Origin of the sequence: Bradyrhizobium sp. CCH5-F6, assembly GCF_001556045.1 — a bacterium.
Taxonomy (GTDB): Bacteria; Pseudomonadota; Alphaproteobacteria; order Rhizobiales; family Xanthobacteraceae; genus Bradyrhizobium.
In genome coordinates this window covers 20,260-30,221 of record NZ_LSIC01000049.1, presented here as the reverse complement: position 1 = coordinate 30,221, position 9,962 = coordinate 20,260, and the positions used below count along the sequence as shown (strand labels likewise).

Below are 9,962 nucleotides of genomic sequence, written 5' to 3'. Positions count from 1 at the left end.
CCCCATCGACGCGACGCCGCTACCCGCCCGTTCGGGCGGCGCGCGGCGCCATGCCGAATTTCTCAAGCGATTCCAATGAGCTGATACACCGGATTGGCCCGGATTTGACTTCCACCCCTGAACCTAAATAGAGTCTTAATCGTTACTTTTATGTACCCGAGTAAGAGGCTAGCGTTCGGCCATGGCCACCGAAAAAGCCGAGACTGACCGCATTCCCGTAACCTTGGCGCTCTCGACCATCGCGTATCTCGAAAAACTGGTGAGACAGGGCACCCACGGCACCAGCGTTCCCGGCGTCGCACGTACCTTGATCGAGGAAGGCATCCGTCTCGCCATCAAGGACGGGCTCCTGTCGATCCGCGACAATGGCAGGACGTGAGCGCGCGCCGGACGTGAGGCGGACGGATCTCGAGCAGGCGGATGGCCGACATCTGCAACCTGGGACCGTTACACATGCCTGTTCTCTCACCAACCTGGACCGACGAACGCATTGAACTGCTGAAGCAACATTTCGAGGCCGGCCTCTCCTGCCGCGAGATCGCCGCCGACATCGGCGTCAGCCGCAATGCCGTCATCGGCAAGCTGTCCCGGCTGAATCTGACGCGCGGACGGACGGTCGACGAGCGCAAGGTCCAGGACAAAAGCTCGGCGCGGGCTCGACGGGCCGTGCCCCGGCTGCAATATGCGATGCTCGCGACGATCTATGGCGAGGCCGATGCACCCGTGATCGCAGGCCCCATCGAGGAGGCCAATCGCTGCTCGCTGCTGGAACTGTCCGAGAACCGCTGCCGATGGCCGATCTCGACGCCGGGCGAAGACGATTTCTGCTTCTGCGGCAACACGGCTCCCGACGGCCAGCCCTATTGCACCGGTCACAGCCGCCTCGCCTACCGGCCGCATGCGCGCGCACGCGTGATGCGCGGCTGAAGCGGCGTCATCCTCAAAAACAAAAACCTCCGGCGGGGCATCACCGGAGGTTCATGGAGGCTTAGCGTAGAGCTAAGAGCCGCAACTTTCGTATTGGGCCGATAGGCATATAGCTTAGTAACTCAGGTAAGTAAATAAATCCTGAGGCGATCGGATCGCATGGCTCGCCTTCGTCTTCTGCACAGGTTTTCCGAACTCCCCTCACTTTTGTCTTTGCGAGAAAGCCCCGGCGGTTTCCCGCCGGGGCTTCAGCAAGCTCGAAAAGCCCGGGCTTACCAGTTGCGCTGAGCGCGCAGCAGCAGGCTGTAGGTGTCCTGGTCCTTCAGCTCGTAGGTCGCCGCCGGCTTGGCGACACCCGTCAGAGCTCCGGTCGTGATCACGCCCGAATATTTCTGATCGAGGTGGCTGTAGGTGAAGTCGGCCGAGAAGGTCAGGTTCTTCACCGGCGTCCAGCGGGTGATGACGCCGACCTGGCCGATGTTGAAGTCCGGGTTGCAGGCGCCGGTCAGGGTGGCGAACGCCGCGTTGCCGCAGATCAGACCCTTCGCGGTGCCGCTGTAGCTGACCGCAGCCCACGCGCCGTAGAGCGCCGTATTCCAGTACGGGCTCCAATTGTGGGTGTAGGCACCACGGAAACCGTAGGTCTTGGTCAGCTCGAGCTGGCCGCCAGGGCCGAACACCGCGTCAGAGACGCCGGCGAAGCCGATGCTCTGATAGGCAGCGTTCGAGCTGCCGAACATAGAGTAGCTGGTCGCTGCCAGCGACTGGAAGTTGTAGCGGCTCGCGCCCTCGGTGTAGACGCCCGAGATGTTGATCACGTCGCCGGCGCCGGTCGGAATGTTCTTGATCGACAGAGCGAGCTGGACGGCCCAGCCCCACTTGTCTTCGGGATGACCGGTGGTTTCAGTGGCGCCGTAGTAGGCGGCATGGTTGTCGTGCGCGGCGACCGACGCCTGGAACAGGCCCCAGGCCTGTTCGACGCGGACGGTGCCGACGATGTCGGGCGACCGGGTGCCGCCGATGTCGTTCGAGCCGTAGGCGCCACCGAGGACACCGGTGGTGCTCATGCCGGCCGTGTTCCAGATGTTGGTCGTGAAGAACTGAGTCTGGTCCTGCGCCGAGATCGTCGCCGTCACGCCCTGGCCGAAATCGGCCGTGTAGGTAAACTGGGCGACGCCGTTGGTCGAGCCGCTGCCGCCGACCAGCTGGTCGAAGTTGTTGCCGGGATAGTTGATCCAGGGCGCGTCGAACTGCGACACGGCCTTACCCATGGTGAAGCCGGCGAACTGGATGAAGGCATAGTAGACGCCGAGCGAACCGCCCGAGATGCCACCGTCCGTCGGGTTGAGGTTGGTCGTGCCTGCCGTCGTGGCACTGTAGCCGGTCGCACCTGTGGCAGAGCCGGTGCCGACATAGCTGCCGGTCGTCCAGCTGAAGACCGCATCGAAATAGGTGCGGACCACGCCGTACTCGGTCGCGGTGCGCGTATCGATGTTCAGATCCTGGCGAGCGCGCATCGAGTAGTAGTTCGTCAGGCGGTTGTTCGCCGCGAACACGCCGTTGTACTGAGCGCTGTAGTTGCCGCCCGCATTGAGCGCGACTTCAGCACGCAGATAGCCGCCCAGCTTGATGCAGGTGTCGGTGCCCGGGATGTAGTAGAACCCGGCGCCGTACAGCGAGCAGATCTTGACGTATTCGACCGCCTTGGCCTTGACCGGAAGATCGGCCGCCTGGGCTCCACCGACGGCGATCAGACCCGCCGCAGTGCCGAGCAAAAGGCTCCTCACCACTTTCATTTAGAACCTCCAAGTTGCGTATTTCGCGGAGACTGGACCGTCAGGCCCCCCAGATCCCCGTCTCTGTCAAATCCGCTCGGCCGCTTTGCGCTTTCGGACACCCGCTTTCGACGCGAGGGACGTGAGCGAACCACCTGCAACGGGACGATCGAGTACCCCCCACCGTCATGCGACAATATGCCTGCGCCGTTCCATTAATCAAAATAGTTTATTAACTCAGCTTCTTGGTTTCACCGAGCCTGTGCCCTGCATGCAACACCGGGGCCGCGCGCAATCCGCTGAGCTGATCATGTTTGTAGTTTTAGTGACGAATTTACCCTGCCCTGCACTTGCGTCAGAGCAGGCTTGCGTGGACTATGGCACTCTACGAACACCGACGTGAGCAGTCGGTCCACGGAGTGACGCTGTGTCCGCGACGAGGAAAGAAGGGGCGCGCCTGCGCGCGATCGGCAATCTGGATATCATCAGGCGCTTCACCTGGGAGATATCGTCGATCAACATGTATCTCGAGGAGCTGCGTCAGTTCTGGGCGAGGACTCTCGGAATCAGCGGGCCGCAATGGCTGATCCTGATGGCCATCTCCGACCTCGACAAGGACGACGGCATACCGGTCAACGTCGTTTCCAAGCTCCTCCACGTCGATCCGTCCTTCGTCACCACCCAGTCCAAGATGCTCGAGAAGAAGGGTCTGCTGCGCCGCCGCCCCTCGCCGACCGACGCCCGCGTGGTGCGGCTGTCCCTGACCGAGAAGACCCAGAAGCACCTGGCGAGCCTCAACGAGCAGTACAAGACCATCAAGGAATTCGTCTTCCAGGAATTCGACGAGGCCGAGCTCGCCGAATTCACCGCCAAGCTCGCGATGCTGAAGACCCGTCTCGAAAAGGCCTGCGTCCGCCTGACCCTGGACTTTTGACGCCGGCCTGATCCGGGCCGCCGCTAAAGCATGATCCGGAAAAGTGCGCAGCGGTTTTCCGAAAAGATCATGCTTGAAGAACAACCTAACGCGCGATGACGCTTCATCCTCATCGCATCGCGCTTTAGATTCGCCCGGCGCCGCCGAGCCGCGATTCGAGCCAGTCGAAGATGTATTCGTTGGCAAGGCTCGGATTGTCGGCATGGCCCTGCGCGGCGCCCGTCTCCGCCGCAGTGAACACTTTCAGCATGACGTCCGAACTGCCGAGCCGGGAGCTCTGGACGATCTGACGCGCCCGGTCGGCCTTGAGCCAGCCGTCCTCGCCGAGCGTGATCAGCACCGGGCAGTCGGCGCTCGAGGCCATCAGCGGCGCATGCGGCACCGGCACGATGCTGACGTTGCTCATCGCGAATCGGCTGGCAAAGAAGGCGCGCTCGTGCAGGTCCCACAGGCCGCCGTCGCAGACGGCGGCGGCAAGCCGCGGCTCCTGCAACACCGCGCGCGCCACGAAGGATGAGCCCCAGCCATCGGCGATGATCCCGACGCGGGCGAAGTCGACGTCGCCACGCGTCTCCAGATAGTCCATGACGCCGGGGATCGCGCTCTCGAGATCCCGCCGCTGCAACAGCGCGTCGAGATAATCGTCGCGCTGGTCGCCGAAGAGGTCGAGTGCCAGCATCGAGAAGCCGCGCTCGCGTGCATGCGGCATGAGCTTGAACAAGAACTCTTCCTTGCGGTGGCCCGGCTCGCCGATGCAGATCACGGTCGGAGCCGGCACTTTCCCCGAAGGCGCGGGAAGGAAGTAACCCTGCAGCGAATGTCCGTCGAGCCAGGGTATCGTCACCACTTCGCCGGCCGGGCTGCGCGCCGCGAGGTAGCGGCGCGCGCATTCCTGCATCGCCAGCACCGCGACCCAGCGGCGCTCGTCGGCCGGGTCGAGCGGCATCGCCGCGGCACCATAGTAGTTCATCGCGCGCAGCCAATTGCGCTGCGCGCTCGCCAGGTGCCCCTCGGCGAATGCGGTCTCGGCGCGTTGCCGATTGGTTTGTGCCAGCTTCTTCCACTCGCGGTGCCAGGACCGGTCGTCGCCGCGCTTCAGCTGCCGTGCGATCATGAGGCATTCCGCGATCGTCGCGCCGCCCTCCTGGGCCGCGGTCAGCAGCCGCGTGAACTCGGCGGAAATGTCCTCTCGTTCCGGGCAAAAGGTCCAGTCGTCGGAGAGGCATGCGGGCGTCATCGGGAGCTACGCTCTATCGTCGCGTTATCCCCGAATGACTAAACCATTTCAGTTCGCCGACCAAGCGGCCGTGCGCTCGATGAGAGGCGTTTCAGATCACCATCGCTTGAACATCGTCATGACGCATGCGTGACATTCCGATCGGTCATGGTGCGGACGGACATCGGCAAGTGACATTGGCAAGAGGTGGCACGCAAAATTGCTCTGTGCACTCTTGCCATGATGACCATCATACCCATATTCGCGCCCACCCGGGGGCGGTGTCAGCCGAGCCGCCAACCGACCTCCTGCGTGAAACTTTCGTAGAAAGCGCGGTCGTAGGCCTGCTCGGGCGTGGCGCGCACGCGCTCGTCGAGGCGTTTTGCGTCCTCCCCGACGAGGATGCGCCATCGCTCCGCCTTGACCCCGTCGAGGATGATCTTCGCCGCCTCTGCCGCCGTCGTCGGCGCGTCCTCCAGGAAGCTGCGGGCGCGCTCGGCGAACACCGCCTGGATATCCTCGTCCGACATCTTGTCGGCATCCGGCACGCCGGCCGCGATCATGCGCTTGCGGGTCAGCGCCACCTCATCGGCGTTGAGCCGCTCCGAGCCGTCCGCGCTCTGGACCCTGCGCGAATTGGAGACGATCGAGGTGCCGATGTGGCCGGGCATCACCACCGAGCATTTGACGTGCGGCGCGTGCAGGCGGAGATCGTTGATCAGCGCTTCGGTGAACCCCTTCACGGCGAACTTCGCCGAGCTGTAGGCCGTGTGCGCCTGGTTCATGCCGATAGAGGCCCAGAAGCCGTTGACGCTCGCGGTGTTGACGATGTGGGCCTCGTCCGCGGCGACCAGCATCGGCAGGAAGGTGCGCACGCCGAGATAGACCCCGCCCCAGCAGATGTTGAAGGTGCGTTCCCACTGCTCGCGCGTGTTGGTGAACAGGCTGCCGCCGCCGCCGATGCCGGCATTGTTGAACAACAGATGGATCTTGTCCGTCTTCTGCTGCTTGGCGAGCTCGTCGCGAAAACGTTTCAGGTGATCCTCGATCGCGACGTCCGCGACATGCGTGGTGACGCGCAGGCCCTGCGGCAGCTTCTCGGTCTCGCAGAGCCGCTTGGTCTCGGCCATCGCGGCCTCGGAGACGTCGCACATCGCGACATTGCAGCCCTCGGCGACGAGCTGCCGCGCGAGCTCGCGCCCCATTCCCGTGCCGCCGCCGGTGATGACCGCGATCTTTCCAGCAAAATCCTTCATGGGACTTCGGTCCCTCCCCTTGTCGGTATGTTTCTTCGTCACAACGCCTCTCGCCGGGCGCGCGCGAAACTGTAGCAGGGCCGCATCCGCAAATGAAAGCGGATCAGCGATGCCATCTCCGCCATCGGTTATTTCGGCGTGCGGAGTATTGGCCGCTCCGATCCGGCTCGCACGTTAAGCAACCTCGCCCGCAGCCCATCCTTCGAGACGCCCGCCGTTGGCGGGCCCTCAGGATGAGGTCGGAATTTGCGGCAACAGTTTCAATCAGCGCCATTGCCGCTCAGCCTCACCCTGAGGAGACCGCTGAAAGCGGTCGTCTCGAAGGGCGAGGCGCTTGCTCCGTCCTCGCTAGAAGCACCAACACCGGCAACGGCGCCCTGGTAGAACATGGTGTCCCGGTCCCGTATTTGCCCGGATTCGGTTTATGAGCAGATTTTTCACAATCCGAATCGTCCAATGACGGGTGGACGCCGGGTTGAGTCGGCCAGGCTGGGGTGTCGTTTGCGTGCAACAGGCTCTGGCACTCCGCTTGCATCCTTGTCGTGGTCAGAAACAACCGATGAGGTGACAGGAATGTTCGTGACCGTCGTTGCCGTGCTCTGCCGGCTTGGCGCAGCCAGCTCAGGCAGTTGCGTCGAGGAAATCGTGACCGACAGCAACATGACGCCCGAGATTTCGATGATGCAGTGCGCAGTCGGCGCACAGGCGCCGCTCGCGAAATGGATGGGCGAGCATCCGATCTATCACGCCAACTGGCGCCTCGAGCGCTACAAATGCGTGCCGGGTCACTACGAGATCAAGGGCCACGCCTAAGGCCCCGCAAAACTACTGATCCGACGCGACGGATCGAGGAAACGCCCCGGAGGCCGCCTCCAAGCGGGCCCCACCGCGCCGGCCCAATGTGATGGCGCAAGTCCTGTGACCCTCTCATATCCCAAGACGTATATTTTCGACGATGGCCACAGCGATATGCTGCGCTGGACGATCCACAAGATGGCTGGAGACCAATACATCAGCCACGAAAATCGCCCGGGCGGCGAAGCCGTGGGCGAGCAAGCCTGGTGCGCCATTCACCTGGTGCGAGCAGCCGGCTTGGACTGAATAAGACCCTCAACCGCCTCCTCTTCTGCAAGGGCAACCATTCGTTGAACGGTTGCGATGACCTCGTCCGAGCAACGGTATCGACCCTGCCGATGATCTCAAATGGGCTTGTCCATGTTGTACGTTCGCGGCAGCCGTGAGGATGCAATTATTATGAGCTTGCAAGCTATTCGAAGGCATTGTCACAGTGATGCCGACGACATCAGTGCGCCGCCACTCTCAAAATAACTCATCAATGTTTGAACCATCATGCTGACCGCAGACGAGATCATTCGCGTCAGGTCCTCTTTTGACCTGGCGTTCGCGAACGCCACCGACATGACAACGGCGTTCTACGATCGCATCTTTGAGCTTGCACCGGAATTCAGACCGATGTTTCCCGCCGACATGAGTCGTCTCAAGCAGGATTTCATCTCAAAGCTGGCGGTGCTGGTTGGCAGCCTCGATCAGACAACCGGACTGTTGTCCGGTGCAGACATGCTTGGCCGCAATCATCTGCGCTATGGCGTGAAGCCTGAGCACTATCCAGTCGTTGGCGAAGCATTGCTTTGGAGCCTGGCGCGGGGTCTCGGGCCACACTGGACCGATGACATGGAGCAGGCATGGCGCAAGGTTTACGCTGTCATTGCTCAACGCATGATTGCACCCAGTGGGAATTCGTCGTCCTCGCCGAGCACCGGCGTCATACCCGGATAACCTGATTGCATGCGCGTCGACAGCTGCCCGCAGCCATATCGACGTGCTTTGACGAGGATAGACCATGCTGAAAGAAGCGGCCTAGCCGCGACCTCAGCCTGCGTCAGCACGATCGGCGGAGAGAAAGGCCGACGCCTTCCAAGGCTCCCCGCGCCGCAACCCGTCGGCCAATGCTGATGCGCATGCAGCCAGCAACGCTTCGCCTTTATCCCACGAGCTGCGCCTGGCATCCCCCGCAACGCCGGTGGACGTCACCTGTTCGAACGACACAAACCGTTTCAGCGTCGGGACCAGCGACGCAACGACGTCAAAAGCCGCTCCCAGCGCTTCCCCGAAACGGTCGGCATCGACCAACTCGGGATATGCAGCCATCATCATGGACGTTTCAGCTTCGCACGCGTGCATGAGACCCGACCGATCCTCCAGGATCCGCGACATCGCCTCACGGGCAGCCATGAAATAGGCTGCGGTCGTGATCGGCGCATTCAGCTCACGCATCAGATCCACCGAGATCGCAGCCAAGGCCGCGATGTTTCCAGCATGGAACGTCTGACAGCATCCCGGCGCGGTTGAGCAACGGTGAATTCGTGGTGCGCGCCTCCGCCACAGCGAAGCACCGCGCCTTCCTGGAGGCGATCAACGCCGATAGGATTCCGCGGTTCGCGGACGGCGGGCTGGTCGGCGGGGCCGGCAACGATGCAGCTCCGATGATCGCCCCCTCCAATGTCATCGCGCCGTCGATCAGCGTCACAGTCCAGGGCAGCCCCGGCATGTCAGACCAGGACCACCAACGCACCGGGGAGAACGTCGCCCGGTCCATAGAGCATCAGGTTCGCAGCATGATCGCCCAAGAACTCCGCACCCAGCGGCGTCCTGGTGGCGTCCTCCGGTGACGAAACAGCGCGTGATCCTGAATTCGCCCGCTATATCTCTTCATTGATCCTAACCTGAAATGCGAAAGCCACCCGGCGGCGAACCCGGATGGCTTTCTGGAGGACCCGAACGTGCCGTTGCTTAAGAGAACGTCCGAAGATCATCATCTATATAGCGCGACCGATGCCATTTCGCAGGACAACCGGCCTCAAAAGCGGTCGAAAAAAGTCCCCAAGCGGGTTCGGCAATCCGCCCTCAAAGACAAGCAAATCCTCGCAAAAATAGCTGCTTTCCGCGTTCCGGCCGGCTTCTTGGCTGGAGAGACTTCAGTTGCACACCCCACACCCTCTAATCTCTCTATCAACAGCTCTGTAGCCCCCACCAACGACAACATACCCGTGTGGGCTCTTACCGGCGATGTAGTTAAAGCCGTGGCCGCGACAGCAGCCCTACAGATCGCAGACAAGCCCGCCTATGCGTTCACCTTCAATCTGATCCCCGAAGCACGGGAGAAGGCCCTGAGTCATCCCTGGGGCTTTCTGGACTCCCTGAAGCGGTCCTTTGACAAGCAGTTGGCCCGGGCTGGCGTCCGGCTGCCCTACTGGTTCTGCATTGATCGCGATTGGGATGGCCGGCTGCATATTCATGGCGCCTTCGGTGCGGTTACCGAAAACGCTATTCTGAAAGAAACGATGTGGAAGGCCTGGGGCGCGTCGCCCGGGCGGAGCAAGCAATTCCAGATCAAGATCAAGCCGCTTCGTGATGACGGCTGGGCGACCTATGCCACGCGCAACCTGCGCCGAGTGTCGGCCAAGATTGGCCCTGCCTTCACCATGACCCGGCCCCTACAGCAGGAAGCGCAACGGACTTACAGCGAGGTTCGGCGGATCATGCGAGGCGACCGCCAAATGTCAGGTGTGCGGTATTGACCGCGCGCACAAATAAACCCGCCCGGGTGGCGCCCGACCATCGGGAGGCGTTGACAACTTCACACTTGAGTCCTTGTAGGTGCACCATTGTGCAGGTGCACCCGAGATATCGGTTGGCACACCTGCGGGGAATCCATTAGGCCGGTTGTCCCAGCAGACTGCTATTGAACCGTTGCGGTTCTCGTCGCATAGCCTCATATCCTTAACACGGTATCTAGGGATCAGTCCGGTCGTGGAAGCTACGTCACGTCCTCC

The 9,962-nt window shown here is 62.2% G+C and carries 11 protein-coding genes; 7 read left to right on the top strand and 4 right to left on the bottom strand.

The window, feature by feature from the left end:
* The first annotated feature begins 181 nt into the window (after window positions 1-181).
* Both AX729_RS08385 and AX729_RS08380 read left to right on the top strand, forming a co-directional pair.
* Window positions 182-379 carry a hypothetical protein gene (locus AX729_RS08385; RefSeq protein WP_024341172.1) on the top strand — a complete coding sequence of 66 codons (198 nt, stop codon included), beginning with the start codon at window positions 182-184 and terminating at the stop codon, window positions 377-379.
* Window positions 380-453: 74 nt separating this feature from the next.
* On the top strand, window positions 454-927 hold the full coding sequence (locus AX729_RS08380) for a GcrA family cell cycle regulator (protein WP_061021950.1): 474 nt from the start codon (window positions 454-456) through the stop codon (window positions 925-927).
* 272 nt (window positions 928-1,199) lie between these two features.
* On the opposite strand, the gene AX729_RS08375 is transcribed toward AX729_RS08380, so the two are convergent.
* Window positions 1,200-2,723, bottom strand: a complete 1,524-nt coding sequence (locus AX729_RS08375) for a porin (protein ID WP_061021948.1) — start codon at window positions 2,721-2,723, stop codon at window positions 1,200-1,202.
* Window positions 2,724-3,129: 406 nt separating this feature from the next.
* Here AX729_RS08375 and AX729_RS08370 point away from each other — a divergent pair, with 406 nt between their 5' ends.
* A complete protein-coding gene (locus AX729_RS08370) occupies window positions 3,130-3,636 on the top strand; it encodes a MarR family winged helix-turn-helix transcriptional regulator (RefSeq protein ID WP_061021947.1) in 507 nt (168 codons plus the stop codon).
* 124 nt (window positions 3,637-3,760) lie between these two features.
* Here AX729_RS08370 and AX729_RS08365 read toward each other — a convergent pair whose 3' ends face one another.
* Together AX729_RS08365 and AX729_RS08360 are read right to left on the bottom strand one after the other, a co-directional pair.
* Window positions 3,761-4,873, bottom strand: coding sequence for an alpha/beta hydrolase family protein (locus AX729_RS08365; RefSeq protein ID WP_061021945.1), 1,113 nt, complete (start codon window positions 4,871-4,873; stop codon window positions 3,761-3,763).
* A gap of 263 nt (window positions 4,874-5,136) precedes the next feature.
* The gene (locus tag AX729_RS08360) at window positions 5,137-6,108 is read right to left on the bottom strand and encodes an SDR family NAD(P)-dependent oxidoreductase (RefSeq protein ID WP_061021943.1); all 972 of its coding nucleotides are present in this window, start codon (window positions 6,106-6,108) and stop codon (window positions 5,137-5,139) included.
* Between the two features lie 573 nt (window positions 6,109-6,681).
* Between AX729_RS08360 and AX729_RS08355 the strand changes: the two genes are divergently transcribed.
* Together AX729_RS08355 and AX729_RS08345 are read left to right on the top strand one after the other, a co-directional pair.
* Window positions 6,682-6,921, top strand: coding sequence for a hypothetical protein (locus AX729_RS08355; RefSeq protein WP_028178804.1), 240 nt, complete (start codon window positions 6,682-6,684; stop codon window positions 6,919-6,921).
* Between the two features lie 537 nt (window positions 6,922-7,458).
* On the top strand, window positions 7,459-7,905 hold the full coding sequence (locus tag AX729_RS08345; protein ID WP_061021939.1) for a globin family protein: 447 nt from the start codon (window positions 7,459-7,461) through the stop codon (window positions 7,903-7,905).
* A gap of 93 nt (window positions 7,906-7,998) precedes the next feature.
* Here AX729_RS08345 and AX729_RS08340 read toward each other — a convergent pair whose 3' ends face one another.
* Window positions 7,999-8,427, bottom strand: a complete 429-nt coding sequence (locus tag AX729_RS08340; protein WP_061021937.1) for a creatininase family protein — start codon at window positions 8,425-8,427, stop codon at window positions 7,999-8,001.
* A 47-nt stretch (window positions 8,428-8,474) separates the two neighbouring features.
* Between AX729_RS08340 and AX729_RS08335 the strand changes: the two genes are divergently transcribed.
* A complete protein-coding gene (locus AX729_RS08335; RefSeq protein ID WP_061021935.1) occupies window positions 8,475-8,798 on the top strand; it encodes a hypothetical protein in 324 nt (107 codons plus the stop codon).
* Window positions 8,799-8,909: 111 nt separating this feature from the next.
* A complete protein-coding gene (locus tag AX729_RS39485; protein WP_156456806.1) occupies window positions 8,910-9,707 on the top strand; it encodes a hypothetical protein in 798 nt (265 codons plus the stop codon).
* Window positions 9,708-9,962: the final 255 nt, after the last annotated feature.

Excerpts from the sequence above, each read along its gene's own strand:
- AX729_RS08385 (WP_024341172.1), top strand. The coding sequence starts at position 182 with ATGGCCACCGAAAAAGCCGAGACTGACCGCATTCCCGTAACCTTGGCG.
- AX729_RS08365 (WP_061021945.1), bottom strand. The coding sequence starts at position 4,873 with ATGACGCCCGCATGCCTCTCCGACGACTGGACCTTTTGCCCGGAACGA.
- AX729_RS08360 (WP_061021943.1), bottom strand. The coding sequence starts at position 6,108 with ATGAAGGATTTTGCTGGAAAGATCGCGGTCATCACCGGCGGCGGCACG.
- AX729_RS08355 (WP_028178804.1), top strand. The coding sequence starts at position 6,682 with ATGTTCGTGACCGTCGTTGCCGTGCTCTGCCGGCTTGGCGCAGCCAGC.
- AX729_RS08375 (WP_061021948.1), bottom strand. The coding sequence starts at position 2,723 with ATGAAAGTGGTGAGGAGCCTTTTGCTCGGCACTGCGGCGGGTCTGATC.
- AX729_RS08345 (WP_061021939.1), top strand. The coding sequence starts at position 7,459 with ATGCTGACCGCAGACGAGATCATTCGCGTCAGGTCCTCTTTTGACCTG.
- AX729_RS08380 (WP_061021950.1), top strand. The coding sequence starts at position 454 with ATGCCTGTTCTCTCACCAACCTGGACCGACGAACGCATTGAACTGCTG.